23 protein-coding genes are annotated in these 26,801 nt (G+C 53.8%); 12 read left to right on the forward strand and 11 right to left on the reverse strand.

The window, feature by feature from the left end:
- Positions 1 to 10: 10 nt before the first annotated feature.
- From ACREYP_RS03640 to queF, 3 genes are all read right to left on the reverse strand, one after another.
- A complete protein-coding gene (locus ACREYP_RS03640) occupies positions 11 to 679 on the reverse strand; it encodes a hypothetical protein (protein WP_498880891.1) in 669 nt (222 codons plus the stop codon).
- A 641-nt stretch (positions 680 to 1,320) separates the two neighbouring features.
- The gene (gene ppnN, locus ACREYP_RS03645; protein WP_008458407.1) at positions 1,321 to 2,685 is read right to left on the reverse strand and encodes a nucleotide 5'-monophosphate nucleosidase PpnN; all 1,365 of its coding nucleotides are present in this window, start codon (positions 2,683 to 2,685) and stop codon (positions 1,321 to 1,323) included.
- A gap of 115 nt (positions 2,686 to 2,800) precedes the next feature.
- On the reverse strand, positions 2,801 to 3,643 hold the full coding sequence (gene queF, locus ACREYP_RS03650) for an NADPH-dependent 7-cyano-7-deazaguanine reductase QueF (protein WP_336709394.1): 843 nt from the start codon (positions 3,641 to 3,643) through the stop codon (positions 2,801 to 2,803).
- Between the two features lie 64 nt (positions 3,644 to 3,707).
- Between queF and syd the strand changes: the two genes are divergently transcribed.
- The 4 genes from syd (at position 3,708) to ACREYP_RS03670 (ending at position 6,480) form a co-directional block, all read left to right on the forward strand.
- Positions 3,708 to 4,253 (forward strand): SecY-interacting protein, encoded by a 546-nt coding sequence (syd, locus tag ACREYP_RS03655; RefSeq protein WP_008458402.1) that lies wholly within the window; start codon positions 3,708 to 3,710, stop codon positions 4,251 to 4,253.
- A 651-nt stretch (positions 4,254 to 4,904) separates the two neighbouring features.
- Positions 4,905 to 5,234, forward strand: a complete 330-nt coding sequence (locus tag ACREYP_RS03660; protein WP_336819562.1) for a YqcC family protein — start codon at positions 4,905 to 4,907, stop codon at positions 5,232 to 5,234.
- Entirely contained in the window at positions 5,234 to 6,013 is a 780-nt protein-coding gene (truC, locus tag ACREYP_RS03665; protein ID WP_336819563.1) for a tRNA pseudouridine(65) synthase TruC, read from the forward strand. The genes ACREYP_RS03660 and truC overlap by 1 nt, the downstream gene beginning before the upstream one ends.
- A gap of 17 nt (positions 6,014 to 6,030) precedes the next feature.
- Complete coding sequence (locus ACREYP_RS03670; protein WP_039297682.1) at positions 6,031 to 6,480, forward strand: flavodoxin; 450 nt, start codon at positions 6,031 to 6,033, stop codon at positions 6,478 to 6,480.
- Positions 6,481 to 6,526: 46 nt separating this feature from the next.
- On the opposite strand, the gene ACREYP_RS03675 is transcribed toward ACREYP_RS03670, so the two are convergent.
- A complete protein-coding gene (locus ACREYP_RS03675) occupies positions 6,527 to 6,868 on the reverse strand; it encodes a helix-turn-helix domain-containing protein (protein WP_008458396.1) in 342 nt (113 codons plus the stop codon).
- Between the two features lie 42 nt (positions 6,869 to 6,910).
- Positions 6,911 to 8,038 carry an MBL fold metallo-hydrolase gene (locus tag ACREYP_RS03680; RefSeq protein ID WP_336819564.1) on the reverse strand — a complete coding sequence of 376 codons (1,128 nt, stop codon included), beginning with the start codon at positions 8,036 to 8,038 and terminating at the stop codon, positions 6,911 to 6,913.
- Between the two features lie 182 nt (positions 8,039 to 8,220).
- Here ACREYP_RS03680 and ACREYP_RS03685 point away from each other — a divergent pair, with 182 nt between their 5' ends.
- The gene (locus tag ACREYP_RS03685) at positions 8,221 to 8,793 is read left to right on the forward strand and encodes a TetR/AcrR family transcriptional regulator (protein ID WP_008458392.1); all 573 of its coding nucleotides are present in this window, start codon (positions 8,221 to 8,223) and stop codon (positions 8,791 to 8,793) included.
- A 56-nt stretch (positions 8,794 to 8,849) separates the two neighbouring features.
- On the opposite strand, the gene barA is transcribed toward ACREYP_RS03685, so the two are convergent.
- Positions 8,850 to 11,606 (reverse strand): two-component sensor histidine kinase BarA, encoded by a 2,757-nt coding sequence (gene barA / locus ACREYP_RS03690; protein WP_336819565.1) that lies wholly within the window; start codon positions 11,604 to 11,606, stop codon positions 8,850 to 8,852.
- A gap of 61 nt (positions 11,607 to 11,667) precedes the next feature.
- On the opposite strand from barA, the gene rlmD reads away from it, so the two are divergent.
- The 5 genes from rlmD (at position 11,668) to eno (ending at position 19,411) form a co-directional block, all read left to right on the forward strand.
- Positions 11,668 to 12,981 (forward strand): 23S rRNA (uracil(1939)-C(5))-methyltransferase RlmD, encoded by a 1,314-nt coding sequence (gene rlmD / locus ACREYP_RS03695; RefSeq protein ID WP_498881388.1) that lies wholly within the window; start codon positions 11,668 to 11,670, stop codon positions 12,979 to 12,981.
- A gap of 51 nt (positions 12,982 to 13,032) precedes the next feature.
- The gene (relA, locus tag ACREYP_RS03700; protein WP_008458386.1) at positions 13,033 to 15,264 is read left to right on the forward strand and encodes a GTP diphosphokinase; all 2,232 of its coding nucleotides are present in this window, start codon (positions 13,033 to 13,035) and stop codon (positions 15,262 to 15,264) included.
- 100 nt (positions 15,265 to 15,364) lie between these two features.
- A complete protein-coding gene (gene mazG / locus ACREYP_RS03705) occupies positions 15,365 to 16,156 on the forward strand; it encodes a nucleoside triphosphate pyrophosphohydrolase (protein ID WP_498881103.1) in 792 nt (263 codons plus the stop codon).
- A 225-nt stretch (positions 16,157 to 16,381) separates the two neighbouring features.
- The gene (pyrG, locus tag ACREYP_RS03710; protein ID WP_008458383.1) at positions 16,382 to 18,019 is read left to right on the forward strand and encodes a glutamine hydrolyzing CTP synthase; all 1,638 of its coding nucleotides are present in this window, start codon (positions 16,382 to 16,384) and stop codon (positions 18,017 to 18,019) included.
- 87 nt (positions 18,020 to 18,106) lie between these two features.
- Positions 18,107 to 19,411 carry a phosphopyruvate hydratase gene (gene eno, locus ACREYP_RS03715; RefSeq protein WP_008458382.1) on the forward strand — a complete coding sequence of 435 codons (1,305 nt, stop codon included), beginning with the start codon at positions 18,107 to 18,109 and terminating at the stop codon, positions 19,409 to 19,411.
- Positions 19,412 to 19,550: 139 nt separating this feature from the next.
- Here eno and ACREYP_RS03720 read toward each other — a convergent pair whose 3' ends face one another.
- Genes ACREYP_RS03720 through ACREYP_RS03730 form a run of 3 tightly spaced genes read right to left on the reverse strand, consistent with a single transcriptional unit; the run spans position 19,551 to position 21,840 of the window.
- Positions 19,551 to 20,663, reverse strand: coding sequence for a M20 family metallopeptidase (locus ACREYP_RS03720; protein WP_498881104.1), 1,113 nt, complete (start codon positions 20,661 to 20,663; stop codon positions 19,551 to 19,553).
- Positions 20,664 to 20,666: 3 nt separating this feature from the next.
- Positions 20,667 to 21,134: a YjiG family protein gene (locus ACREYP_RS03725; RefSeq protein ID WP_008458378.1), complete on the reverse strand. Its 468-nt coding sequence runs from the start codon at positions 21,132 to 21,134 to the stop codon at positions 20,667 to 20,669.
- On the reverse strand, positions 21,127 to 21,840 hold the full coding sequence (locus tag ACREYP_RS03730; RefSeq protein WP_008458376.1) for a nucleoside recognition domain-containing protein: 714 nt from the start codon (positions 21,838 to 21,840) through the stop codon (positions 21,127 to 21,129). Before ACREYP_RS03730 ends, ACREYP_RS03725 begins: the two co-directional genes overlap by 8 nt.
- Before the next feature lie 262 nt (positions 21,841 to 22,102).
- Here ACREYP_RS03730 and queE point away from each other — a divergent pair, with 262 nt between their 5' ends.
- On the forward strand, positions 22,103 to 22,774 hold the full coding sequence (gene queE / locus ACREYP_RS03735; RefSeq protein ID WP_008458374.1) for a 7-carboxy-7-deazaguanine synthase QueE: 672 nt from the start codon (positions 22,103 to 22,105) through the stop codon (positions 22,772 to 22,774).
- 45 nt (positions 22,775 to 22,819) lie between these two features.
- Here queE and ACREYP_RS03740 read toward each other — a convergent pair whose 3' ends face one another.
- Both ACREYP_RS03740 and ACREYP_RS03745 read right to left on the reverse strand, forming a co-directional pair.
- Positions 22,820 to 24,298, reverse strand: coding sequence for an FGGY-family carbohydrate kinase (locus ACREYP_RS03740; RefSeq protein ID WP_498881105.1), 1,479 nt, complete (start codon positions 24,296 to 24,298; stop codon positions 22,820 to 22,822).
- Positions 24,299 to 24,324: 26 nt separating this feature from the next.
- Positions 24,325 to 25,623 carry an MFS transporter gene (locus tag ACREYP_RS03745; protein WP_034809055.1) on the reverse strand — a complete coding sequence of 433 codons (1,299 nt, stop codon included), beginning with the start codon at positions 25,621 to 25,623 and terminating at the stop codon, positions 24,325 to 24,327.
- A 349-nt stretch (positions 25,624 to 25,972) separates the two neighbouring features.
- Here ACREYP_RS03745 and ACREYP_RS03750 point away from each other — a divergent pair, with 349 nt between their 5' ends.
- Positions 25,973 to 26,758 (forward strand): SDR family oxidoreductase, encoded by a 786-nt coding sequence (locus ACREYP_RS03750; protein WP_008458368.1) that lies wholly within the window; start codon positions 25,973 to 25,975, stop codon positions 26,756 to 26,758.
- Positions 26,759 to 26,801: the final 43 nt, after the last annotated feature.

The raw sequence follows: 26,801 nt of genomic DNA on the forward strand, positions 1-26,801 counted from the left end.
TTACTTCAAATTACGAACCTGATTTCAGCGCCTTTTTTTGACTACCTTCATTCAGCGTGTAGTGCCAGATTTTTTGCGGCACAATGTCCCGCTCCAGGCTCCGGCCGGGCCTTAATTGAATATTGACGGGGGGGCTACAGTCTTTAAGTGTTGCATCGCAGGATTTCAGGTCGCTGATAACCACGGAGGCATTCCCCCTGTTGCTGATACGCAGTTTTTTACCTTTATCCGTAATTTGCGTATCGAAGCGAACACTATCGGGATGAACGGTCACAATGGTGCCAAACCCGGTGAGTACGCTGACGCTGGCGTTGATGGCATCCTGATACTTTTCAACTTCGTCCTTGCTGAGCGTAAATTCATCCCTGTTTTTCGGCACGACGGGAATATAACGCACGCGATAATAAGACTCTTTATTCCGGGCGCCGGTATAGACCAGTCTGTTGGTTTGCATTCCGCCTGCAGGGATAATTAGCCGCGGCGGGGACGAAATAACCCCGGCGCCCTGCCCGTTAACAATGGCCGCATTATCAAGCGGAATTTCCTTTGCCGGGCTGTGCTCGTTATAAACTATTTCACTAACCTCAACGCGTACAAATGCCGTGGCATCCCCGGAGTTATAAATGCGTTTGGCGAGGGTGTTTTTACCGGAATAGATATACTCATTTAACGGACCCACATTGATCACCGGGCCAGCAAAAGCGTGCATAGGCAGAACGATGAAAACAGCTAAGAGCAAGTTATGAGTTAGGCCACGAGCAGGCATAAAAGCCACCACTGCAAAGTTTTGATTGGGAGCGTATTTGAGCATGACTTACAGGCTGCTCAGTGTTTTTTTCTCTTAATTAATGTTTTTTCTCTCTTAATTAAACTGCGCATGCTGCAATGATGTTTTAAATATAGTGCGATCGTTTGTTTTAATGCTTCTGAATAAAGAGATGTGCGGCGAGGTGCTGCGATCTTGTTTTCATCATAATAATGCATATTTGATAAATAGTTGTAAGCATTGTAAATGATTGGTTTAGTACGAAAGACAACAACTCTATGAAACTTGATATTTCTTGGGGGCGGCAGATGATGATTTTATATTATTGAAATGGGGGATCTATTAGGCCATTGCCATTAATGTGAATGAGATTATATAGAGTAATATGTAAAACCAGAGCGTTATTTATTTAAAAGCACGATATAAATCAGGGGGGAGAGCTTAACAAATATATTGCAGAAGCATTTTAGACGCGGTTTTAAATGGTTATCTTCATTGTAAATAATGAACGTGGAAGAGGAAAAAGAAGGGCGACCGCTGGCCGCCCTGGAAGGTTAACGCACTATTTCGTAGCAGGGAATGTAGGCGCTGCCGGGCAGCTTCATGCGGTGCTGGGCGACAAAGCCCTGCAGCAGAACATCCATGCGTTTCATCATGTCCGGGTCCCCGTGCAGTTTGTACGGGCCGTATTTTTCGATGGCATGAATACCTGGCTCCTTCACGTTGCCGGCAACGATGCCTGAGAAGGCGCGCCGCAGCGAGGCGGCCAGCTTTTCCGCAGGCTGATCAGGGTAGAGCTGCAGGTTAGCCATGTTTTCGTGGGTCGGTTCAAACGGCATCTGCAGATCCGGCGAGATGCGAATGGACCAGTTGAAGCCGTAGGCATCACCGGTTTCACGGCGGTTCTCTTTCACCTGTGGCATCGCTTTTTTCATCAGGCGGGCGACTTCAGTTGCGTCGTCGATGATGATTTTATAATGCTGTCGTGCTTTCTCGCCCAGGGTGCTAACGATGAATTCATCCAGCACACGGAAGTAATCCGCGCTCTCTTTCGGCCCGGTGAGGATCAGCGGCAGTACCTGATCGTGGTTGTGCGGATTCATCAGAATACCAAGCAGGTAGAGCAGCTCTTCTGCGGTACCGACCCCGCCAGGGAAGATAATAATGCCGTGGGCAATACGCACGAACGCCTCAAGGCGTTTTTCAATATCCGGCATGATGATCAGCTCGTTGACCAGCGGGTTAGGCGGCTCGGCGGCGATAATCGAAGGTTCCGTCAGGCCGATAAAACGCCCTTCTTTATAGCGCTGCTGGGCGTGGCCGACGGCAGCACCTTTCATCGGTGCTTCCATCGCCCCCGGCCCGCAGCCGGTGCAGATATTCAGCTCGCGTAGGCCGAGCTGAGTGCCCACACGGCGGGCATACAGGTATTCGTTTTCGTTAATGGAGTGCCCGCCCCAGCAAACCACCAGGTTCGGGGCTTCACCCACGTGCAGCGCGCGGGCATTTCGTAAAATAGAAAACACCACGTTGGTGATATGAATAGAGTTTTCTTTGTTCAAATGCTGAAAACGGCCTGCGTTGGTAATCTGGCCGTTAACAAACAGAATATCGCGCAGGACTGCAAACAGGTTAGCCTGCAGCGCACGGATGATTCGGCCGTCAACAAAGGCGTCTTCCGGGGGGTTAATCAGTTCGAGTTTTACGCCACGTTCACGGCGTAACACATTGATGTCAAAGTTCTGGTAGCGAGAAAGCAGCTCTTTGCTGCTGTCGGTTTGACTGCCGGAATTAAGGACCGCCAGTGAGCAGTTACGAAACAGTTGATAAAGGTCGCTGCTGGCGGTGCGTTTAAGCATATCGACTTCCAGCTGCGACAACATATCCATTGAGCCAAGCGGGCTAATATGTGTAATCAAGTGAACTCCTTACGGAACGAAAAGTGCCGTTCTCACAGATTACAATAGCCCTGGCTTGTTCACTTTAACAACCCGTAAACCACATTCACTTTTGGCGCTGGGAGCTATTTCGCACTTATTGGCGGGTCAGGCGGCCAAAAGCAGGATGGAAATCGGTATTCGTCCGCCACGGGTTAATGTCCAACCCGCCCCGACGCGTGTAGCGTGCGTAGACGCTGAGCGAGTGCGGCTGGCAGAAGCGCTGCAGGTCATTAAAGATGCGCTCTACGCACTGCTCATGAAACTCGTTGTGATGGCGGAAGGAGACCAGATAGCGCAGCAGCTTTTCGCGATCGATTTTTGGACCACGATAGCGAATCTGTACGGAGCCCCAGTCTGGCTGGTGGGTGATCAGGCAGTTGGACTTCAGCAGGTGGCTAACCAGCGTCTCTTCCACGATCTCATCCCCCGCGGCCTGTTGCAGATAATCTGCATTGAAGTCGTAGCTGTCGATGGTGATGTCCTGCTCATCGATGCATTCTCCGCTGAACGCTGCGATTTCCTGGCCTTCCAGCTCATGCAGGCGGAACAGCACCACGCTGACGTCGCCTTCGGCGCAGGCGCTTAAATCACGCTTCAGCGTTGCCTGGACGGTTTCCCAGTCGGCGAAGCGGGTCTGGTTGAAGCTGTTCAGGTAGAGCTTAAAGCTTTTGGACTCCACAAGATTGACGCTGTTGGCGTCTAACTGCACATGGCCCACGGCGACCTGAGGCAGGCCATTACTGTTCAGCCATGAGAGTTCGTAGAGCGTCCAGATGTCGCCGCCGCTGAATGGCAGGCTGTCAGCGTGGAGGCCAAGCGGGTCGCGATTCAGACTGCGCGGTACGGCCTGCAGTAGCGAAGGCTGGTATTGATCCTGATAAGCCGTGGGCTTACCCAGCGTCAGGCCACTTAGAGCCTGGTGATTTTCGTAGGACATGTTTCACCGAGATAAAGGTACAATTGGCTTTTATTGTACCCCAGCCTACGCGAGTGAGAAATTAATGAACGAAGTCGCCTTTGCCCTTAAAGAGTTTACCCGCCGTTTTTGCGACCAGTGGCAGGAGGAAACGGGAGGCTGGCCTGCCAGTGAAGCACTGTACGGCATTCCTTCGCCGTGCATTGTAACGACCACCGGGGGAGACGTGCGCTGGCAGCCCCAGCCGTTTATACCCGAAGCGGATTTAAGCGCCGTAGAGCGAGCATTGGATATTTCCCTCCAACCTGCCGTTGAAGCGTTTTACACCACGCAATTTGCCGGCGATATGCCCGCCGAACATGGGAATACTGCGCTGACGCTGCTGCAGGCGTGGAGCGAGGACGACTTTGTTCGCGTGCAGGAAAATTTGATTGGTCATCTGGTGACGCAGAAGCGTTTGAAGTTATCTCCGACGCTATTTTTAGCGACGACTGACGATGAAATGGAAGTTGTCTCACTGTGCAACTTGACAGGTGAAGTGGTGCTTGAAAGAATCGGCACCCCGCAGCGGACCGTGCTTTCCGCCTCTCTTCCTGACTTTCTGAATGCCTTAACGCCACAGGTGATCTAGCTTTTTTGCCCAAGGCCTTGTGAGAGATCTCTTACAAGCCATGTGAGAGATCGCTACATTTGACGGCAGATGAAAGCGACTCTCATTTGTCGATACCTTTATAAAACAATGAGTTATTTTTGTTTTAGGAAAGTTCCGAATGAAAGTTTTTGCCCGCAGCACCGCTGCATCCCTTGTCACATGCGGGCAAATAGGGGATTCTATATCCATCGACAGGATGTCGACGTAATGAAGGAGACATTAGGATGATGTCGCTTCTTACAAAAGGAACCCGCCGGGATGGCGAACAAGGAAGGCTTCACAGATGAAGCATGGATAACTCAGGCAGAGTTAAAGGACACCTCCAGGACGGAGAATGAGAGCCGTAACAGGAGTGCGGTGGGTCAGGAAGACTTAAGGATTTCGCGTCAGGATGATGTTGGACACCCATCAGGATGATGGCAGCAGGAAGCCCTGGCGATGGATTGCTGGTCAGGAGACCAGAGGACAAAGTTGTCATGGATGAGCAGGGAGCATAAAAAGTAGCTGGATTAGCTGCGAAACGAACCGGGAGCACTGTGTAAACAGTGCTCCCTTTTTTTATGCCTTTTTCACGGGCAGCGAAGAAGTGTTATTCTGTACCGCTCTTTTCCACTGACGAATGAGGTTTTCATGGAGCGCCAGACGCTGGTTCGCCATCATTTACTCACCATTGAGCAGATCCTGCGCGATCATTCCCTCTGGCAGGGCCTGCCTCCCGATCCCACAGCATTCGAGAGCACGCAGCCTTTCTGCATGGATACGCTGCAGCCCCACGAATGGTTACAATGGGCCCTGATCCCTCGTATGCACGCGCTGCTGGACAGCCAGCATCCTCTGCCTGACGCCTTTGCTATCGCCCCTTATTATGAGATGGCGCTGGATGCGACGCATGCCGTGCGTGAACCTCTCCTTGCCGTGCTGCTTGAGCTGGATGCACTGTTTGACGCGGAACAGGGTTGATGCTGGAGATTATTTACCAGGATGAATGGCTGGTTGCCGTGAACAAACCGTCCGGCTGGCTGGTTCACCGCAGCTGGCTGGACAGGCACGAAAAAGTCGTGGTGATGCAAACCGTCCGCGACCAGATTGGCCAGCACGTTTTTACCGTTCATCGCCTCGACAGACCAACCTCTGGCGTGCTGCTGATGGGGCTGTCCAGCGAAGTAGGTCGTCTGCTGTCACAGCAATTTGAGCAGCATCAAATGCAGAAACGCTACCATGCCGTGGTGCGCGGCTGGCTGCAGGACGAAGCCGTGCTGGATTATCCGCTGGTTGAAGAGCTGGATAAAATCGCCGATAAATTTAGCGACCAGGACAAAGGGCCACAGCCCGCAGTGACGCATTATCGCGGGCTGGCAACGGTCGAAATGCCGGTGGCGGTGGGGCGCTATCCAAGCGCGCGCTACAGCCTGGTGGAGCTTGAGCCAAAGACTGGCCGTAAACACCAGCTTCGGCGGCATCTGGCGCATCTTCGGCATCCCATTATTGGCGATTCCAAACACGGCGATTTGCGTCAGAATCGCGGGGCGGCGGAGCATTTCGGTTGCCAGCGCCTGATGCTGCATGCCAGCCAGCTCTCTTTAAAGCATCCTGTTACCGGGGAACCGCTGACGCTAAAAGCGGGGCTGGATGAGACCTGGATGCAAATGCTGACACAATTTGGCTGGTGTGGTCAGCTACCGGATGTTGAAAATAGTGAGTATGATCCGGCGAGCTGCCAGGATAAGCCTTGTCTCTAATTCTTAAGGAGTTACCGATGGCCGAAGTGGGTATTTTTGTAGGCACGATGTACGGCAATGCGCTGTTAGTGGCGGAAGAAGCCGAAACTATTCTGAAAAAACACGGCCATCAGGCAAAGGTGTTTGAAGATCCCGACCTGACCGAGTGGCAATATTACCGCAACCATTATGCGCTGGTGGTCACGTCCACGACGGGGCAGGGCGATCTGCCGGACAGCATTGTTCCACTTTTTCAGGCCATCAAAGATCAGTTGGGTTACCAGCCTGAACTGCATTACGGCTTGATTGCGCTGGGTGACAGCAACTACGACCACTTCTGCGGCGGCGGCAAGCAGTTTGACGCTTTATTGCAGGAGCAGGGCGCGACACGCATTGCTGAGGTTTTAACGATTGACGCCAACGACCATCCGGAGCCTGAAGTGGTTTCCGGCCCGTGGGTTGAGCAGTGGGCGACTTTACTGAAGTAAGTGAAAACAGGGTGGGTAAGCGGCGCATACCCATCCAGAAAAGGTCTTAATTAAGCGGGGGTTCGTGCTCGCGACGGTAGGCGCCGGGAGAGGTATTGAACCGTTTCCCGAACGTGCGGGTAAAAGATTGCTGCGAATCGAAACCGTAGCGCACTGAGATATCGAGGATTTTGTCCTCGGTATTTTTCAGATCTTCTGCCGCTAACTGCAATTTACGTTCACGAATGTAGGCGCCGAGGCTTTTCCCCGCCCAGTCTGAGAACATCCGCTGCAGGTACCACTTCGAGTAGCCGGACTGCCTGGCGACTTCTTCAATACGCAGCGGGCGCTGCATGTTGCCATCGACCCACTCAAGCAGAGATTCCATAAAATCTTTAGGCATGGACATATCACCTCCTTCTACATCTTGCTCGTTCGATAATTGATAACGCTATTCCCACCAGGCATCGAAGGCCTGACGCGGTTGACTGACTTCCAGTATTTGCCCCATTTCCGGCGTGAGCAGCTGATAGCTGCGGCCTGCGCTGGCGGTGGCTATGCGGCGGAAAGGCTCGTCCCAGCTGTGGTTCGCCAATGCAAAACGGCCTGCGTGCCCTGGCACCATGGTTTTCGCCCCCAGGTCTTCCGTCGCCTGAGCGGCTTCTTCCGGCATCATGTGGATGTATTTCCAGCCTTCGTCATACTGGCCGTTTTCCATGATCGCGAGATCGATATCGCTAAATTGCTCACCGATCTGTTTGAAATGCGGGCCGTAGCCGGAATCGCCGCTGTAATAAACTTTTCGCTGCGGCGTGACGAACATAAAACTTGCCCACAGCGTTTTGTTGCCGGTTAACCCGCGGCCAGAGAAGTGACGTGCCGGCAGGGCGTGAATCGTTAATTCATCGTCAATGGCGACTTTTTCCTGCCAGTCCAGTTCGTGGATAAGCGCGGGATCGAAGCCCCAGGCTTCAAAATGTGCGCCAACGCCAAGCGGGGTGACTACCTGCTTAATCTTTGGCTTAAGCGCCCGCAGCGTGGGGTAGTCCAGGTGATCCCAGTGATCGTGAGAGATGATCAAAGTGTCTATGTCCGGCATATCTTCCGCTCGCCACGGATAATCGCCCGCAAACGCTTTGTTCAGAAAGGCGAACGGGGCGGCATAGTGGCTGAACACCGGATCGATAAGAATGCGTTTGCCGCCGAGCTGAATAAACCAGGAGGAATGGCCCAGCCACACCACCAGATCCTGCTGTTTATCAAGCTTTGCCAGATCGGTTTTGATCAGCGGCAGGGGACGATCGGGTTTTACCGTATCTGGCCGGGCGAAAAAGAAATCCCACAGCGCCGCAATGCGACCGCGTTTGTCGGTCATCATTGGCGTGTCCTGCTGATTGTGGAACTTGCCGTCGCGGTACTGGGGGGATTGCTGGATGCGTTCAAGGCGGCTGCCCTGCGGCAGTTTGCCAAATTCAGTCATCGGGAACAGCGCAGCACTAGTGGCAGTAAGGCCTAATAACATAATCACGACCATGAATTTTAGGGTTAACGAACGCTTGCCAGATTGCGCGGCAGCCATAAAGAATTCTCGTAGAAACTGTGCGGGTTATATTGCTATTGAGTGAGTAAACACTCATTATAAGCAGGCAAGGTCAACCGTCAACAAAATTTACGGTATGATAAAGAACATGACATTCAGCGATCGCGGCGATCCCGATGGTTGAAATCCTATCCACTCAGATAACTGGCTTGTGAGGAACCGTGGCTCGTCCAAAAAGTGAAGATAAACGATTAGCATTACTCGATGCGGCAACCGATGCGATAGCGGAACTGGGATTAGGGGCGGCGACCTCTTTAATTGCCAGAAAGGCGGGCGTTGCCGAAGGGACATTGTTCCGTTATTTCCCGACTAAAGACGAGTTGCTGAACGCCGTTTATCTTCATCATAAGCAAGATCTTGGCAACGAGCTGATGAAGACCTACGATCGACATGCCTCAAGCAAAGAGCGCACCAGGACGGTGTGGGGGAATTACATCGACTGGGGGCTGGTGAATATGAATGCGCGTAAAGCGATGCGCCAGCTGGCGGTTTCCGGCAAGATCACGTCCGAAACGCTGGAAATGGTTTACCTTGCTTACCCGGATCTGCGTGACCTGTCGAAGGAATGTATCACCAACGAGGCGCTGACCGGCATTGAGTCGGCATTTGCCGACGCTATTTTCTTTGGCCTGGCCGAAACCACGATGGAATTTGCCGGACGCGATCCTTCACGCAGGGATGAATACAAATCTGCCGGCTTCGACGTGATGTGGCGCGGCATGACTAAAGGCTAACTTTTTTGTAAAAGCGAAGAGGGCGTGCGGGATCCCTCTTCGCATCCGATTTAAGCTCAAATCTGATACTTCTTCGCTTCCCGCGCGACATTATCCATTTCGTCCAGTAGCTCCAGAATTTCAGGCTCCATCTCCTCTGGTGCTACGCCGTGACGCAGCTCGTGCTCGAGCGTCTGGCAGAGTTTTTTCATCCGAGGGACACCGCTGTAGCTGCAGCTTCCGTGCAGTTTATGCACGATATCAATTAATCCTTCGGGCTTGTCGCCCACCAGCTGTTCTTCGAGAACATTTCTCACTTCCGGTAAAAACGCCAGCAGCATGTCAAGCATCTCCCGGGCGAGATCGGCTTTGTTGGCGGCCTGCCGCAGCGCCAGGTTCCAGTCCAGCGTCTTATTGATATTAATTGCCGGCGGGACGGGGTCTTCCTGCTGAACGGGAAGCTGGCCGATATTGCCCGGATGGTAGCGCATCAGCAGGCGATGCAGCTTTTCTTCTTCAATCGGCTTGGCGAGATAGTCGTTCATGCCGGCGCTCATGAGTTTCTCTTTTTGCCCCGCCAGCGCGTGGGCGGTAACAGCAATCACCGGGGTTTGCTGGTGATGTGGCAACTGGCGAATCAGCTCGCAGGCGCGGATGCCGTCCATTTCCGGCATCTGAATGTCCATCAGGATAATATCGATGTTCATTTGTCGGGCGCGCTCCAGCGCCTGCGTGCCGCTTTCACACAGCACAACTTGCTGAACTCTGTCTTCGAGTAACGCGCCGATCAGCTTCAGGTTGGCCGGGTTATCGTCCACCGCCATGACGGCCATCGGCAGCTTATCGCTATGTTCAACGAACGGCAGAGCCAGATTAGATTTCGGGCAGCTTTCAAGCAGCATCGGGAACAGGCGCGTAGAGGTTATCGGTTTTAACAGGCAGCCCGCCACGCCCTGGCGCTTAAGCTCTTCCGCCCCGACCTGGGTATGGCAGGGCAAGGCCAGAATCAGGCAATCTGCCATGGTGACCGCTTTGGCGAGCTTAGGGTTTGCCAGCGTGAGCGTTTCTGTAAAGGTGACGGGAATGCCACACAGCAGAATATCGTAATGCTCATCGGGCAGTCCGGTGAGGGACGGGCTGTGCACGACGTCCAGCGGCGTATTTTGCAGCAAATTCAGGGTGCTCTGCGCGGCGGTTGCGTTTGGCTCGACGTAGCCGAGGCGTTTACCTGCCAGTTTGTCCAGCACTTGCCTGTCGTTTACGGCGTTCGGGTTCAGATCCAGGCTGATGTGGAACCAGAACGTTGAGCCCCGATTCGGTTTACTGTGGAAGGAGATATCACCGCCCATTTCATTCACCAGCTTCTGGGTGATCACCAGCCCCAGCCCGGTACCGCCGTGGCGGCGGGAAATACTGGCATCCGCCTGGCGGAAGGCCTGGAAGAGACGCGATTGTTCCTGTTCAGGAATGCCGATGCCGGTGTCGTGGATCTGCATTTCAATCTGAACTTTGTTGTTCCCTTCCGCCCTTTTTTCCACCAGCAGGTCGATGTTGCCGGTTTCGGTGAATTTAATCGCGTTACCCACCAGATTGGTGACCACCTGCTGCAGGCGCAGAGGGTCGCCAATCACATTATCCGGCACGTCATTTTTGATGTTTAGCGTCAGCTCAAGGCCTTTGTCGTGGGCGGAATGTGCCAGCAGAGTTACCACTTCATCCAGCGTGTTGCGCAGCGGGAAGGGAATGGATTCCAGCAGCAGCTTGCCCGCTTCGAGCTTGGAGAAGTCCAGCACGTCATTAATGATGGTGAGCAAGTTATTGGCCGAGCGTTCAATAGTGTAGAGGTGATCGCGCTGGGTTGGGGTCAGGTCGGTTTTTAAGGCCAGACGAGTGAAGCCAATAACGCCGTTGAGCGGCGTTCGCAGCTCGTGGGACATATTTGCCAGAAACTCAGATTTTATACGGGCGGCTTCCTGAGCCCGCTTTTTGGCAAGATCGAGCTCCACGTTCTGAATTTCCATCTGCTCAAGGGTTTCACGCAGATCGGATGTGGCCTGGTCGACGTTGTGCTGCATCTCTTCGTGATACGCCGTCAGCGACATTGCCATCGAGTTAATGCCGTTTTTCAGCATATCCAGCTCGCCCAGCATAAACCCTTCCACGCGGCTGTCGAGCTGCCCGCGGCGAATGCGGTCCACGGTATTTACCATATTGCGGATCGGCCCGGTCACGTCGCGCATCAGGCGATAGGCAAACAGCATCGCAATGCCGATACAGAACAGCATCATCAAAGTGGAGATAAAGATTTCGCGGTATTGCTGCAGGCGAACGGATTTGAGATCCAGCTCCATGGCGACGTAGCCGAGGGTGCTGTTGCTTTGTTTGACGTTGGTTTCAGCGGACTCATCCGGTGAGTATCTTTCGGAAATAATCGGCATTCGCAGGATCATAATGTCGCCCGCGCGGGTGACGGTGAGATCTTTCGGGGGCTTTTCCCCGTCGGGCAGCTTCAGGCGAGCGGCGTTATGCTGAAAATTAGAGGTAACGAACAGCTTGTTACTGTCATCGTAAATTGAAATGCCCCGCACGATATCCGAATGGCGGCGGTGCAGCACGCTGACTAACTGGCGAATCGACTCCCGGCTGTGGAAGTTCATGCCGTATTCGCTGGAGACCGCCAGGGGCTCAATAATACTGGCGCCGGCATCTTCCAGCTGACGCTGTAAGTCATTGTAACGATGGACAACGAAAAAGATGCTGAGCAGCAAACCGACCAACAGCGTCGGGGCCAGAATCAGGATCATCATACGTGCGCGCAGGCTGTAGTTGGTCATGGGGTTCCGATATGGGACAATAAAAGCAACAGTGACATTTGAGAACACATCTACTTACATCATGGCGCAATTCTACTCTGCAAAGCGACGCGATACGAATCGTGAATTACTTACCGTGACCGTCACCGACCTCGATCCATTTGGTCAGGGCGTCGCGCGCCACAAAGGCAAAGCGCTCTTTATTCGTGGGGCACTGCCCGGCGAACAGGTTGAGGTTCGCATTACCGAAGATAAGCGTAGCTACGCTCAGGCTGAGGTAAAGCGCCGTTTAAACGACAGCCCGGAAAGGGTGAAGCCGCGTTGCCCGCATTTTGGGGTTTGCGGCGGCTGCCAGCAGCAGCACGCGAGCGTGGCGCTGCAGCAGGAGGCAAAATCAAAGGCGCTTGGGCGGATGATGGGCGAGCGCGAACAGCCTCGTCAGGTGGATGAAATTATTTCTGCCGGGGCATGGGGATACCGGCGTCGCGCGCGGCTGGGGTTGAATTATCTGCCCCGCACGCAAACCTTACAGATGGGTTTTCGTAAGGCGAGCGATAAAGCGCTGGTGGATATTCATCATTGCCCCGTCCTGGCGCCCCGGCTTGAAGCATTACTGAATCCTTTACGCCAGTGCTTGTCTGAATTAAATATCGTGCACCGGTTAGGGCACGTGGAACTGGTTCTGGCCGACGGTGGGCCGCTGATGGTGCTGCGCCATTTGGCCCCGCTCAGCAAAGACGATAGGGAAAAACTGGAACAGTTTTCGCATTCCCATCAGGTGGCGTTATTCCTCGCCCCGGACAGCGACAGTCTGGAATCCCTGGCCGAGGAAGAGCCCTGGTATCATTCAGACGGGCTACGCTTAACCTTTAGTCCACGAGATTTCATCCAGGTTAACGACGCGGTGAATCAGCAAATGGTGGCGCGCGCGGTCGAGTGGTTGGAGGTGCAGCCTGAGGATCGGGTGCTAGATTTGTTCTGCGGAATGGGGAATTTCACCCTGCCGTTGGCAAAACGAGCCGCCGCGGTCGTGGGGGTCGAGGGCGTTGCTGCGCTGGTGGCGAAAGGTGAATATAATGCTCAGCGTAATGCGCTGAAAAACGTGACATTCTTCCATGAAAACCTGGAAGATGACGTGACGCGTCAGCCCTGGGCGCAACAAGGATTTACTAAAATATTGCTCGACCCGGCGCGTGCCGGTGCGGCGGGTGTTATGCAGCACGTCATCAAACTGGCGCCGAGCCGCGTGGTGTACGTTTCCTGCAACCCCACCACGCTTGCGCGCGACAGCGAAACGTTGCTGGCCGCCGGGTACCACATTAAACGACTGGCCATGCTCGATATGTTCCCCCACACCGGGCATCTGGAGTCTATGGCGCTCTTTGAGCGTAATTGAAAGGGTTAATCAGGCGTATTGGCCTGAGCGTTAGCCCGACAGGAGAGGATAATGGTTGCGGTAAGAAGTGCACATCTCAACAAAGCTGGCGAATTTGCGCCCGAAAAATGGATTGCAAGCCTCGGGATTTCCAACCAGCAATCGTGTGAACGCTTAGCCGAAACCTGGGCGTATTGTGAACGCCAGACCAAAGGTCATCCTGACGCTGAACTATTGCTGTGGCGCGGCGTGGAGATGGTCGAAATCCTCTCTATGCTGAGCATGGACAACGATACGCTGCGTGCCGCGCTGCTGTTCCCGCTGGCGGATGCTGGCGTAGTCAGTGAAGAAGTGATGCTGGAAAGCGTCGGCAAGCAGGTGGTGACGTTGATTCACGGCGTGCGCGACATGGACGCGATCCGCCACCTGAAAGCGACCCATAACGACTCCGTTTCTTCCGACCAGGTGGATAACGTTCGCCGCATGCTGCTGGCGATGGTGGATGATTTCCGCTGCGTGGTCATCAAGCTTGCGGAACGTATCGCCCATCTGCGTGAAGTGAAAGATGCGCCGGAAGATGAGCGCGTACTGGCGGCCAAAGAATGTACCAACATTTACGCCCCGCTGGCGAACCGCCTTGGTATTGGCCAGCTCAAATGGGAGCTGGAAGATTACTGTTTCCGCTACCTGCACCCGGAAGAATATAAGCGTATCGCGAAGCTGCTGCACGAGCGCCGGATCGATCGCGAGCAGTACATCGACGACTTTGTCGGCACATTACGTTCTTCGATGAAAGAAGAGGGCGTAAAGGCTGAAGTTTATGGCCGACCAAAACACATCTACAGCATCTGGCGCAAAATGCAGAAAAAGCACCTCGCGTTTGACGAGCTGTTTGACGTGCGTGCGGTGCGTATCGTCGCCGAGCGCCTGCAGGATTGCTACGCGGCGCTGGGGATAGTGCATACTCACTTCCGCCATTTGCCGGATGAGTTTGACGACTATGTCGCAAACCCTAAACCGAACGGCTACCAGTCTATTCATACCGTGGTGCTTGGTCCGAACGGCAAAACCATAGAGATTCAGATCCGCACCAAGCAGATGCATGAAGAGTCTGAGCTGGGCGTGGCCGCGCACTGGAAGTACAAAGAAGGCAATGCGCGCAGCGGCAGTTCCGGCCATGAAGACCGCATTGCGTGGCTGCGTAAGCTTATCGCCTGGCAGGAAGAGATGTCCGACTCGGGCGAAATGCTTGACGAAGTCCGCAGCCAGGTCTTTGACGACCGCGTGTATGTGTTTACGCCTAAAGGGGACGTGGTTGACCTGCCTGCTGGCTCGACGCCGCTGGACTTTGCCTACCATATTCACAGTGATGTCGGGCACCGCTGCATCGGGGCGAAAATTGGCGGGCGCATCGTGCCGTTTACCTATCAGCTGCAAATGGGTGACCAGATCGAGGTCATCACCCAGAAGCAGCCGAACCCTAGCCGCGACTGGCTGAACCCTAACCTCGGGTACATCACTACCAGCCGCGGGCGCGCGAAGATCCACAACTGGTTCCGCAAACAGGACCGGGACAAGAACATTCTTGCCGGACGCCAGATTCTGGACGACGAAATTGAGCATCTGGGCATCAGCCTTAAGGAAGCAGAGAAAACGCTGCTGCCGCGCTACAACTTCAACGAAATTGAAGAGCTGCTGGCGGCCATCGGCGGGGGCGACATCCGCCTCAACCAGATGAGCAACTACCTGCAGGCGCAGTTTAATAAGCCAAGCGCCGAGGAGCAGGATGCCGCCGCGCTACGTCAGCTGACGCAAAAAAGCTATTCGCCGCCGCAGTCGCGCAGTAAAGACAATGGTCGTGTGGTCGTTGAGGGCGTAGGGAATCTGATGCACCATATCGCCCGCTGCTGCCAGCCGATTCCGGGGGATGAAATCGTCGGCTTTATTACCCAGGGGCGCGGGATCTCGATTCACCGTGCCGACTGTGACCAGTTGGCCGAGCTACAATCCCACGCGCCGGAACGTATCGTCGATGCTGTTTGGGGGGAAAGCTACTCCAGCGGTTATTCGCTGGTGGTGCGCGTCACGGCGAACGACCGCAGCGGCCTGCTTCGCGACATCACCACGATTCTGGCGAACGAAAAGGTCAACGTGCTTGGCGTGGCCAGCCGCAGTGACACGAAACAGCAGCTTGCCACCATCGATATGACTATCGAGATCTATAACCTGCAGGTGCTTGGGCGCGTGCTGGGCAAACTCAACCAGGTGCCGGACATTATCGATGCCCGCAGGCTGCACGGCTAATTGATTGTCCCTCGCCCCTAAGAACAATTCGACTCGATCCAGCCCCCTTTCCCTTTTAGGGAGAGGGGGGCTGGTGAGAGTAAAAAAACAAGGAATTACAATGAGTCAAATCGACCGCCTGCTCGGGATCATGCAGCGTCTGCGTGACCCTGAAAACGGCTGCCCGTGGGATCGCGAGCAAACCTTTGCCACCATCGCCCCTTACACGCTCGAAGAAACCTATGAAGTGCTCGACGCCATTAATCGTGAAGATTTTGACGACCTGCGCGGCGAGCTGGGTGACCTGCTGTTCCAGGTGGTGTTTTACGCCCAGATGGGGCAGGAAGAAGGGCGCTTTAATTTTGAAGATATCTGCCAGGAGATTGGCGACAAGCTCGAGCGCCGCCACCCGCATATCTTTGCTGACGGCGACGCCGCGACCAGCGGTGAAGTGCTGGCGAAGTGGGAGCAAATCAAAATTGAAGAGCGCGCGCAGAAGGCACAACACTCGGCGCTGGACGACATCCCAGAGGCGCTGCCCGCGTTGATGCGAGCGCAAAAAATCCAGAAACGCTGCTCAAACGTCGGCTTTGACTGGAAGACGCTTGGCCCGGTGCTGGATAAAGTGCACGAAGAGATCGACGAAGTCATGTTTGAAGCCCAGCAGGCCGTGGTGGACGAGGCAAAGCTGGAAGAAGAAGTGGGTGATTTATTGTTCGCCACCGTCAATCTGGCCCGCCATTTGGGCACCAAGGCTGAGGTGGCGTTACAAAAAGCTAACCGAAAATTCGAGGCTCGTTTCCGAAAAGTGGAGGCGATTGTTGCCGCTCAGGGGTTAACCATGGAGCAGGCCGGGCTGGAAATTATGGAAAAAGCCTGGCAAGAAGTGAAACGCCAGGAAACTGAAATCTAAAGCGTTTTTGCTATCAGCTGCACTTTTTAGCGCTTTTTATTTAACAAGCGATTGATTTGCGTCAAAAACATTTCTCACGGAAGGGCTATTTTCTTAGCCTGACTGTGGGGCCGGATTGATTTCCGGGGAACAGAATGAATGTTTGTGGCGCCCATGCTGTTCGGGTATACTACTTTCCCGTCCTGGTTATTCCATCGTCTTTAAACCTAACTTCTCAGGTTCAGCATGACAACGAACTATATTTTTGTGACCGGCGGGGTCGTTTCCTCTCTGGGTAAAGGCATTGCCGCAGCCTCCCTCGCAGCTATTCTTGAAGCCCGTGGCCTCAACGTATCCATCATGAAACTCGATCCGTACATCAACGTCGATCCGGGTACCATGAGCCCTATTCAACATGGGGAAGTGTTCGTTACCGAAGACGGCGCTGAAACCGACCTGGATCTGGGTCACTACGAGCGTTTCATCCGTAACAAGATGAGCCGCCGCAACAACTTCACCACCGGCCGTATCTACTCTGACGTTCTGCGTAAAGAACGCCGTGGTGACTATCTTGGCGCGACCGTGCAGGTTATCCCGCACATCACCAACGCCATTAAAGAACGTATTCTGGAAGGCGGCGAAGGCCACGACGTGGTGCTGGTTGAAATCGGCGGCACCGTCGGTGACATCGAATCCCTGCCGTTCCTTGAAGCGATTCGCCAGATGGCGGTAGAAGTGGGCCGTGAGCACACGCTCTACATGCATCTGACGCTGGTGCCTTACATGGCCGCAGCCGGTGAAGTGAAAACCAAGCCGACTCAGCACTCCGTAAAAGAACTGCTTTCCATTGGTATCCAGCCAGACGTGCTGATCTGCCGTTCTGACCGCGTTGTACCGGCCAACGAACGTGCGAAGATTGCATTGTTCTGTAACGTTCCAGAGAAAGCGGTAATCTCTCTGAAAGACGTCGATTCTATCTATAAAATTCCAGGCCTGTTGAAATCCCAGGGGCTGGACGATTATATTTGTAAACGATTCAGCTTGAACGCGCCGGAAGCTAATCTGGCAGAATGGGAACAGGTTATCTATGAAGAAGCCAACCCAACGGGCGAAATCACTATCGGTATGGTCGGCAAGTACATTGAACTGCCGGATGCCTATAAGTCGGTGATTGAAGCGCTGAAACACGGCGGGTTGAAAAACCGTCTGACCGTGAACATCAAGCTGATTGATTCACAGGATGTTGAAACCCGTGGCGTTGAGCTGCTGAAAGGTCTGGATGCGATTCTGATCCCTGGCGGCTTCGGCTACCGCGGCGTTGAAGGCAAGATTGCCACCGCGCGCTATGCCCGTGAAAACAACATCCCGTACCTCGGCATTTGCCTGGGTATGCAGGTTGCGCTTATCGAGTTCGCCCGTAACGTGGCGGGCATGGATAACGCCAACTCCACTGAATTTGTGCCAGACTGTAAGTACCCTGTGGTGGCGTTGATCACCGAGTGGCGCGATGAAGAAGGCAATGTTGAAGTGCGCAGTGAGAAGAGCGATCTGGGCGGCACCATGCGCCTCGGCGGCCAGCAGTGCCAGCTGACCGACGGTAGCCTGGTTCGCCAGATGTACGGTGAGCCAACTATTGTTGAACGCCATCGCCATCGCTACGAAGTCAACAACATGCTGCTGAAACCGATTGAAGCAGCTGGTTTACGTGTTGCAGGTCGTTCCGGTGATGACCAACTGGTGGAAATCATCGAGGTGCCAAATCATCCATGGTTTGTTGCCTGCCAGTTCCACCCGGAATTCACTTCGACTCCGCGTGACGGGCACCCACTGTTTGCAGGCTTCGTGAAAGCCGCCGGTGAGTACCAGAAACGCCAGGCGAAGTAAGCAGAGTTAGAACGGCAACGCGCGACATTTTCGCGCGTTGTTTGTCTGGAGTTTTAGTTTAACGTTGTGACTTGAGGAAAACCTACTATGTCCAAAATTGTGAAAGTGATCGGTCGTGAAATCATCGACTCCCGCGGTAACCCGACTGTTGAAGCCGAAGTTCACCTGGAAGGCGGTTTCGTTGGTCTGGCAGCTGCACCATCAGGTGCTTCTACCGGTTCCCGTGAAGCTCTGGAACTGCGCGATGGCGACAAATCTCGTTTCATGGGTAAAGGCGTACTGAAAGCTGTTGCTGCGGTTAACGGCCCGATCGCTGAAGCTGTGCTTGGCAAAGATGCTAAAGACCAGGCTAACATCGATAAGATCATGATCGATCTGGATGGCACCGAGAACAAATCCAAGTTTGGCGCAAACGCCATTCTGGCTGTTTCCCTGGCTGCGGCTAAAGCTGCTGCTGCCTCTAAAGGCCTGCCGCTTTACGCTCACATCGCTGAACTGAACGGCACCCCAGGCAAATTCTCTATGCCTCTGCCAATGATGAACATCATCAACGGCGGCGAGCACGCTGACAACAACGTTGATATCCAGGAATTCATGATTCAGCCTGTTGGCGCGAAAACTCTGAAAGAAGCGGTACGTATCGGTTCTGAAGTGTTCCACAACCTGGCAAAAGTGCTGAAGTCCAAAGGCATGAACACTGCTGTGGGTGACGAAGGTGGCTACGCGCCTAACCTGGGTTCCAACGCAGAAGCGCTGGCTGTTATCGCTGAAGCGGTTAAAGCAGCAGGCTACGAGCTGGGCAAAGATGTTACCCTGGCAATGGACTGTGCAGCGTCTGAGTTCTACAAAGACGGCAAATACGTTCTGGCTGGCGAAGGCAACAAAGCGTTCACCTCTGAAGAGTTCACTCACTTCCTGGAAAACCTGACCAAAGATTACCCAATCGTTTCTATCGAAGACGGTCTGGACGAATCTGACTGGGCTGGTTTCGCATACCAGACCAAAGTGCTGGGCGACAAAATCCAGCTGGTTGGTGACGATCTGTTCGTAACCAACACCAAGATCCTGAAAGAAGGTATCGAAAAAGGCATCGTTAACTCCATCCTGATCAAATTCAACCAGATCGGTTCCCTGACCGAAACTCTGGCTGCGATCAAAATGGCGAAAGACGCTGGCTACACTGCGGTTATCTCTCACCGTTCTGGCGAAACCGAAGATGCGACCATCGCTGACCTGGCTGTGGGCACCGCTGCTGGCCAGATCAAAACCGGTTCCATGAGCCGTTCTGACCGTGTTGCTAAGTACAACCAGCTGATTCGTATCGAAGAAGCTCTGGCTGCACAGGGCACCCCAGCACCGTTCAACGGTCTGAAAGAAGTTAAAGGCCAGTAAGTTCTTACTGCTGCTTTAGACTTTGAAAAACCCGCTTCGGCGGGTTTTTTTTCGTCTTTGGTTTTTACGAAATGAACAAGGCCGGGATCTTACCGGCCTTCAGGCTGATGACAAACCTCATGCGGATAAAATTCTGCTTTTACAGCGAACGGATCACTTCGCGCAGCAGACGGACCCGAGGCTCGATACTGTTCAGCTCCAGATATTCGGAAGGGGAATGGAAACCCGCGCCGACAGGGCCAAACCCGTCCAGGGAAGGTACGCCCAGGGCCGCCGTGTGGTTGGCGTCTGAGCCGCCTCCCACCGCCTGCCAGCGCACTTCTACGTCGACAGCCTGACCGGCTTTTTCCACCAGCTTCATCAGTTTTTCCGTTTCAGCAGAAGGGGACATCGCGGGCGTTTGTGCCTGCTGTTCGACGATGGTTAACACATCAGGCTCGAACTGGCGGTGGCGGAACGACTGAACGGCCTCGTTAACCCGCAGATATTCGTCGTTATCATTGAAGCGGAGATCGACAATCATCTCCGCGCGATCCGCCACGATATTCGCCCCAACGCCGCCGGAAATCACGCCGGTGTTCAACGTGGTACCCTTCGTCGTATCGGCCAGATCGCTGATTGCCAGCACCGCGTGGGCGAGCGCTTTCACCGCAGAACGGCCTTTTTCCGGATCGTTGCCCGCATGGGCGGCTACGCCTTTAAAAGTCAGGCGGTAACGGGCCATGCCTTTTCTGGCTTTCACCAGAGAGCCGTCGGCTCTTGCCGCCTCGCATACCAGCACGCAGCGGCTGCGTTTTGCTATGCCGCCTATCCATTCGTGTGAATGGGCTGAACCCGTTTCTTCGTCCGGGTTCATGGCCACGGCGATAGCTAACCGATCAAGATCGGCTTTGTCCAGGCAGCGTAGAGCCCAAAGAATAGATAACAACCCGCTTTTCATGTCTGACACGCCTGGCCCATAGGCGCGGTCGCCTTCAATGCTGAAAGGGCGCTCTGAGACGGTTCCCGGCGGGAAGACGGTATCCATATGCCCCACCAGCAATACGTCGTACTGTGTGGCGTCAGGCTTATTCGTGGCGAACAAACCCGGCCCCACTTTGTTCCCCAGGTCGACGCTGTCGCAGTGCCAGTTTTCTGACAGATACCATTGCTGAAAGATACGGCTGACTTCTTCCACACCCGCAACGGTGGCGGTGCCGCAGTCGATATTCACGACGCTTTTTAACTCTTGAAGATACTGTTTCAGATCCATGGGTTACTCCAGAATAAGCACGCGCATGATCAGCATGGCGCAAAATGCGTTGAGTACGGAAAGGGCTATCATCAGAGGAATGCGTTTCGCCGGAATACCGACCACGCCGAGGATACGCCCGGCGTATTGCACCTGAGAGCCCATCAAATAGATGGCCGGTGCGAGAATCGCCAGGTGTTCGCCGCTGAGAATGCCTCTTTCAAACAGGCTGATAGCGACGCCTACGCCGCCGCCCATCGACATCCAGCCGCCGATGAGCACTGCAGCGGCTTCACCGGGCAGTCCAAAGAGTTTCATTACCGGGCCAAACAGCCACGCCATGCCCTGCAGCGCACCCGTCAGCTCAAGCGCATAGATAATAATGAATGCCATCAATACGTTAGGTAGCGTACTGGTTGTGGCGATGGTCCAGCCTTTGCGCGCGCCGGCAACAAAGACATCGGTGATCATCGGTTTTGCTGCATCAGCCATGTTGCGCCTCCGTTTTTGTTTTCCGTTCTGTGACGTTCAGGATCAGGCGCATCATGTTTGCCCCTACGATTTTCATCATGAACATCACGGCGACGCACATGCCGATAGAGCTTGGCACGGCCTGGCTGCCGTCAACGGCGATCAGCGTGAAGAGCACGGCCCCGGAAGAGAAAAAGTTGGTGATCATGGCGCCAGCGGAAAACTGGAACATAGTGAACACGGTTTTTTCTTTTTCGGTAATCTGGCCTTCATCGGCAAGCACGCGGGTGAGTGACGCGCCAACGTCGGTACTCTGCAGGCTGCCGATTAGCGCAAGGCCCGTGGCACCGGGCACGCCCATCAGGGGACGAAGGAGAGGGGTCAGCAGTTTTCTTGCGGCCCGCAGCGCGCCGTAGTGTTCCAGCACGTTAATCATGCCCAGCGCAAACATCACGGCGGGAATCAGGCCAAAAGCGAAGAGAAAACCGTCCATTGCGCCATACCCGCCGTTGCCGCGGAAGGCGCTTTTGGCAACATCCAGCGATTCTCCGGCCGGGTTAACGCCGCTGACCACTTTGCCAAAGGCGCCGTTTAGCGTGGTGAAGTCAAACACCCCGTACCAGTTTTTTCCGCCTAACAGGCCAGAAAAAAAGACCATCGCAAACAGCAGGCTAAACCAGGCGGCGGGCCCAACTCTTTGTTGTCCGGGAACAGAAGAATCATCCATTTATCATTTCCTTATGTAATTTCAGGGGGAAAGCCAGAGGGATGCTAGAAGTTAGCAATACGTGCTGTTATGACGACGATCAACATGAGGAACGAACGTTTAATCACCATAAGAAAGTTGAGAACTGGCACACAGTAACCGTGAGAATAGAGAATGTTTGCGCGACATGGGCATCAGGTATCGCCGTGGTGCAGCCGCTTTCGCATGATCTCCATCGCCAGTTCTGCGATAATTACTTTTTGTGACTATGACTGAGATGATTATGCAGTACCCGATTAACGAGATGTTCCAGACCCTGCAAGGGGAAGGCTATTTTACCGGCGTGCCCGCCATTTTTATTCGCCTGCAGGGTTGCCCGGTAGGCTGCGCCTGGTGCGATACCAAACATACCTGGGATAAGCTCGCGGATCGTGAAGTGTCGCTGTTCAGCATCCTGGCCAAAACTAAAGAAAGCGATAAATGGGGCGCGGCAAGCGCCGAAGATCTACTTACCGTGATTGGCCGCCAGGGCTATACCGCGAGGCATGTGGTGATTACCGGCGGTGAGCCGTGCATTCACGACCTCACGCCGCTGACAGATTTGCTCGAGAAAAACGGGTTTAGCTGCCAGATAGAAACCAGCGGCACGCATGAAGTGCGCTGCACGGCAAATACCTGGGTGACGGTTTCCCCGAAGGTGAACATGCGCGGCGGGTACGACATTCTCTCCCAGGCGCTGGAGCGCGCGGATGAAATTAAGCACCCGGTTGGGCGTATGCGTGACGTCGAAGCGCTGGACGAACTGCTGGCTACGTTGACGGATGAGAAAAGCCGCATCATCGCGTTGCAGCCTATTAGCCAAAAAGAGGACGCGACGCGTCTGTGCATCGAAACCTGCATCGCGCGCAACTGGCGCCTGTCGATGCAGACGCACAAGTATTTGAATATTGCCTGATGAGCAAAGCCGGGTGTAGCCATCACACCCGGCGTAAACCGTGAGTTAAGCGTTGGACCAGCTTTGAATCGAGTCCGTGTTATCTAACTCGCCGTGCATCACCTGATACGATTTTTTCAGAATCACGTCAGTGTGCTGCGTTAACTCCCTGAAAATGCCTTTGTTTAGCGCCTCATAGCGTTTAGCGTTGCTTTCAACGGGCATAAACACGTCTTTGACCCGCACCATTTTTTCGACGGCGGTTTCATAGCTGGTATACAGCCCCAGCCCGACGGCGGTGTTGATTGCCGCTCCCAGACTTGCGCAGCCGTTGATCGCGTTACGCCTGACCGGCAGGTTAAACACGTCGGCAAAGATCTGCATAAACAGGTCGCTGTTGGAGCCGCCGCCAGTGATGATCACATGTTTGGCAAAGTGGTCCATCTCATGGCACATATTGTCGTAGTTGTTTTTCAGCGTCAGGGCGATGCTTTCGAGGATCGAGCGGTAAATCCACGCGTAGTCCATGCTGGAATCAAAACCTATCATGATCCCACGCTTAAACGGTTCCCAGGGGTTGGTCAGCCAGTCCAGCACGGTCATTAAGCCGTTACAGCCCGGCGGCACCAGCGCGGCTTTCTTGTTCAATAACCCTTCCGGGGAAAGATTCTGCGCTTTGGCATCCTGAATCAACGACTCGCCCAGCATGTCCCGCAGCCAGCTTACCGTCCACATCCCTTTGCGGATGCCGTAGCCCTCATACAACAGCGTTTCAGGCACAGACGACATAATGGGCCAGTAGGCCACGGGGGCTTTTGGCAGCGTTTTGCCGTTCATCATCAGCGCGATATAGGTGCCGAGAGAAATCACTGCCGTTTCATCATCCAGCAGCCCGGCCCCAAGCGCTTCAACCGGCTTATCGCTGGTGGTACAAACGACCGGTAATCCGGCCGGGAAGCCCGTAGCCTTCGCTGCGTTTTCTGTGAGATGGCCAATGACCGTGCCCGGCATCTGAACATCAAACAGCATGGTGCGTGGAATATTAAATTTCTTCAGCACTTCGCCGTCGTCGCTCCATGACCACGTTTTGTAGTCCACCGGCCACTGGCCAAAATAGTTGGCGATATTGTCTTTGAACTCGCCGGTTAAGCGATGGGACAGGTAACCCGAGAATGAAGTCACCCAGGCCACATCAGGATTTGTGTGCTCGTAGGGGCGGGTGACGCGGGCATCCTGCCAGCTGATCAGCGGCGCAGCTGGGGTGCCGTCGGCCTTTAATAAGGCGCGACAGCAGCGTATGGAGCCGAGGCCAATCCCAACTATCGCACTTATGTCTCCTGTGAAGTGACTCATTAAATCCTGCCCGGCGCGGCACAGCGAGTCCCACAGATCGTCGTCAGGGTGTTCGGCGGTATCCGCGTCCGGCGTGTACATCGGCTGCAGCTGCCCCTTGCCTTCGCAGACGATATTACCTGCCAGATCGTACATCACGACTTTTGTACTCTGGCTTCCACCATCAATCCCAATGATGTATTGCTTCGACATTGCCTTTCTCCTTCAATTTTCCCTCATCACTCGCCCGTTGCGGCCAGCGATGCCAATTTTTCCTGTGCGATGTCGGCGGCGCGAATTTTGCGAATCAGCAAAAAGGCAAACACGATGACCATGCACAGTGCGGCTAATCCCATCAGCCACATGTTGCGGTAGGCTTCTTCTGCGGGCAGGGTGTCCTGCCAGTGGCCGACAAGCGGGTATACGAATACGTCCGGCAAGAAGCCGATGACCGAACAGATACCCACGGTGGTTCCCATAATATAGGGCGGCGTTCTCGCTTCGCCGGGGCAGGCCCAGTACAACCCGCGTGAGGCGTAACAGGTGAACCCCAGCAGCAAAATAAGCCCAATGCCCATCGCAACGGACTGAGGATTGGCGTTGGTCGCCAGCAGCGCTATTAGTGCGACTGCGCCAACAATAGAGAGCAACTGCACCACGCGAGTGGGCGATTTAATTCTGCTGTAGGTCGTAATAATGCCGCCCAGCGGGCCGCAAAAGGCGCGGAAGATTTTATTGATCACGATGCCCATGTAGCTGGCGGCCACCAGCGACATGCCGTACATCTCGGTCAGATAGTTGGTGGAATAGCTCAGGATGGCATAAATGGTGTAAACCCCGAAGATCACCATACTGCAGTACCAGGTGGTACTTATCCGTAAAACGGACAGAATATCTTTGAGCTGGAAGGCCGGTTTTTTGGCTGCCTGAGCACCTTCTGTGCGGCCGGTAAAGCCGTCGCTGACAAAGAACCAACACAGCACGCCAAGCGCAATATAAACGCCGCTGTAGATAAGAATAACGGCTTTAAGGCTGTTGGCATCTTCCGGCGCAAAGCGCGAAAACACCCACATGGTGAATACCGCCAGCGCCATCACGCCGACGCCGCGCAGGCCTTCCATCCAGCCCATAATTTTTCCCTGCTCGCTATGATCCCCCAGCAGGGAAGCCGCCTTAATGGAGACCGACCACAGCATCAGAATGGTGGTCACGGCGAAGGCGACCTGAATGACGATCATTACCCACAGCGGCGGATAGAAAGCCATCACAATCCCCAACAGGCCGGTGGCAATCATCGCCAGCGTCATCATTACGCGGTGAGAGAATTTATCAGCAATAATTCCACTCGGCGCATAAAGGATAATTGCGGTTATTCCGAAAGTACTCATAATTAAGCCTATTTCGGTATTGCTAAACCCCATAAATTTTGCCATGGGGATTTGGTAAATATACCTTAAATAAGCAAGGTCAAAACTTACACCACCACTGATACTTATTATTGCCAGCGTTAGCCAGCGACGAAAATTTGAATCACGCATGGTGTGCTCTCAGTAATCAGGATTGTTAAAGACAAAAAAAAGAGAAAAGTAACCAATCCCCTTTTAAGGGCTGATTACTTTTCTCATGGGCTCTAGTAATTGCGGAGATTATTAACATGCAGCGTGTTTTTTTAGTGTGAGAAATATCACGATATTGGTTTTCACGGCGAATAATTTAGCGATAGAACCCTCTTGTTAATGAGTTGTGATGTTGATCACACAACATGCCCCCACCGCTGTGATACTTATTTTAGCCAGTTACTAGAGACGATGAGAAAAGTAACTTCCCTTTCGGGGGGAGCTTGCTTTTCTCATTTTTTTTGCGTTTAAAAAATTTAAGGAGTTCATCATGTCGCTCAGCGCACTCAACGAATTCTCACTGGACTTCTTCTCGCTCAAGGGGAAGACGGCGATTGTCACCGGCGGTAACAGCGGGCTGGGGCAGGCCTTCGCCATGGCGCTGGCTAAGGCTGGCGCGAATGTGTTTATTCCAACGGTGGTGGAAGAGAAAGGCGAAACTCGTCAACTAATTGAACAACAAGGCGTAAAAGTGGCGTTTATGACCGTGGATATCACGGAGAAAGGTGCCCCGGCTCAGGTCATCGCCCAGTGCCTGGAAACCTTTGGTTCGGTGGATATTCTGGTCAACAACGCCGGGATCTGTAAGCTCAACAAGGTGCTGGATTTCGGCCGCGCCGACTGGGACCCGATGATCAACATCAACCTGACCGCGGCGTTCGAATTAAGTCACGAGGCGGCCAAAGTGATGATTCCGCAAAAGCACGGAAAAATTATTAATATCTGTTCGCTATTTTCTTATCTTGGCGGCCAATGGTCTCCGGCTTATTCCGCCACAAAACACGCGCTGGCCGGTTTAACGAAAGCGTATTGCGATGAATTAGGCCAATATAATATTCAGGTGAACGGTATTGCGCCTGGTTATTATGCCACCGATATTACTACCGAAACGCGTAAAAACCCGGAAACCAACAAGCGCGTACTGGATCATATTCCAGCCAACCGCTGGGGTGAAACGCAGGATCTTATGGGGGCAATGGTTTATTTATCCAGCCGTGCTTCAGATTATGTTAATGGCCATTTGTTAGTCGTTGATGGTGGTTATTTAGTCAGGTAGTTTTCGCAGGGTGGTTCCTGCTTTCTCTTATTTATATCCGTAT

The organism is Enterobacter sp. TMH.L2 (assembly GCF_050847315.1).
Lineage (GTDB): Bacteria > Pseudomonadota > Gammaproteobacteria > Enterobacterales > Enterobacteriaceae > Cedecea.

Excerpts from the sequence above, each read along its gene's own strand:
- pyrG (WP_008458383.1), top strand. The coding sequence starts at position 16,382 with ATGACAACGAACTATATTTTTGTGACCGGCGGGGTCGTTTCCTCTCTG.
- ACREYP_RS03680 (WP_336819564.1), bottom strand. The coding sequence starts at position 8,038 with ATGGCTGCCGCGCAATCTGGCAAGCGTTCGTTAACCCTAAAATTCATG.
- ACREYP_RS03725 (WP_008458378.1), bottom strand. The coding sequence starts at position 21,134 with ATGGCTGATGCAGCAAAACCGATGATCACCGATGTCTTTGTTGCCGGC.
- ACREYP_RS03660 (WP_336819562.1), top strand. The coding sequence starts at position 4,905 with ATGGAGCGCCAGACGCTGGTTCGCCATCATTTACTCACCATTGAGCAG.
- barA (WP_336819565.1), bottom strand. The coding sequence starts at position 11,606 with ATGACCAACTACAGCCTGCGCGCACGTATGATGATCCTGATTCTGGCC.
- ACREYP_RS03730 (WP_008458376.1), bottom strand. The coding sequence starts at position 21,840 with ATGGATGATTCTTCTGTTCCCGGACAACAAAGAGTTGGGCCCGCCGCC.
- eno (WP_008458382.1), top strand. The coding sequence starts at position 18,107 with ATGTCCAAAATTGTGAAAGTGATCGGTCGTGAAATCATCGACTCCCGC.
- queF (WP_336709394.1), bottom strand. The coding sequence starts at position 3,643 with ATGTCCTACGAAAATCACCAGGCTCTAAGTGGCCTGACGCTGGGTAAG.
- ACREYP_RS03740 (WP_498881105.1), bottom strand. The coding sequence starts at position 24,298 with ATGTCGAAGCAATACATCATTGGGATTGATGGTGGAAGCCAGAGTACA.
- ACREYP_RS03720 (WP_498881104.1), bottom strand. The coding sequence starts at position 20,663 with ATGGATCTGAAACAGTATCTTCAAGAGTTAAAAAGCGTCGTGAATATC.
- ACREYP_RS03745 (WP_034809055.1), bottom strand. The coding sequence starts at position 25,623 with ATGCGTGATTCAAATTTTCGTCGCTGGCTAACGCTGGCAATAATAAGT.
- ACREYP_RS03750 (WP_008458368.1), top strand. The coding sequence starts at position 25,973 with ATGTCGCTCAGCGCACTCAACGAATTCTCACTGGACTTCTTCTCGCTC.
- truC (WP_336819563.1), top strand. The coding sequence starts at position 5,234 with ATGCTGGAGATTATTTACCAGGATGAATGGCTGGTTGCCGTGAACAAA.
- rlmD (WP_498881388.1), top strand. The coding sequence starts at position 11,668 with ATGGCGCAATTCTACTCTGCAAAGCGACGCGATACGAATCGTGAATTA.
- syd (WP_008458402.1), top strand. The coding sequence starts at position 3,708 with ATGAACGAAGTCGCCTTTGCCCTTAAAGAGTTTACCCGCCGTTTTTGC.
- queE (WP_008458374.1), top strand. The coding sequence starts at position 22,103 with ATGCAGTACCCGATTAACGAGATGTTCCAGACCCTGCAAGGGGAAGGC.
- ACREYP_RS03670 (WP_039297682.1), top strand. The coding sequence starts at position 6,031 with ATGGCCGAAGTGGGTATTTTTGTAGGCACGATGTACGGCAATGCGCTG.
- relA (WP_008458386.1), top strand. The coding sequence starts at position 13,033 with ATGGTTGCGGTAAGAAGTGCACATCTCAACAAAGCTGGCGAATTTGCG.
- ACREYP_RS03675 (WP_008458396.1), bottom strand. The coding sequence starts at position 6,868 with ATGTCCATGCCTAAAGATTTTATGGAATCTCTGCTTGAGTGGGTCGAT.
- mazG (WP_498881103.1), top strand. The coding sequence starts at position 15,365 with ATGAGTCAAATCGACCGCCTGCTCGGGATCATGCAGCGTCTGCGTGAC.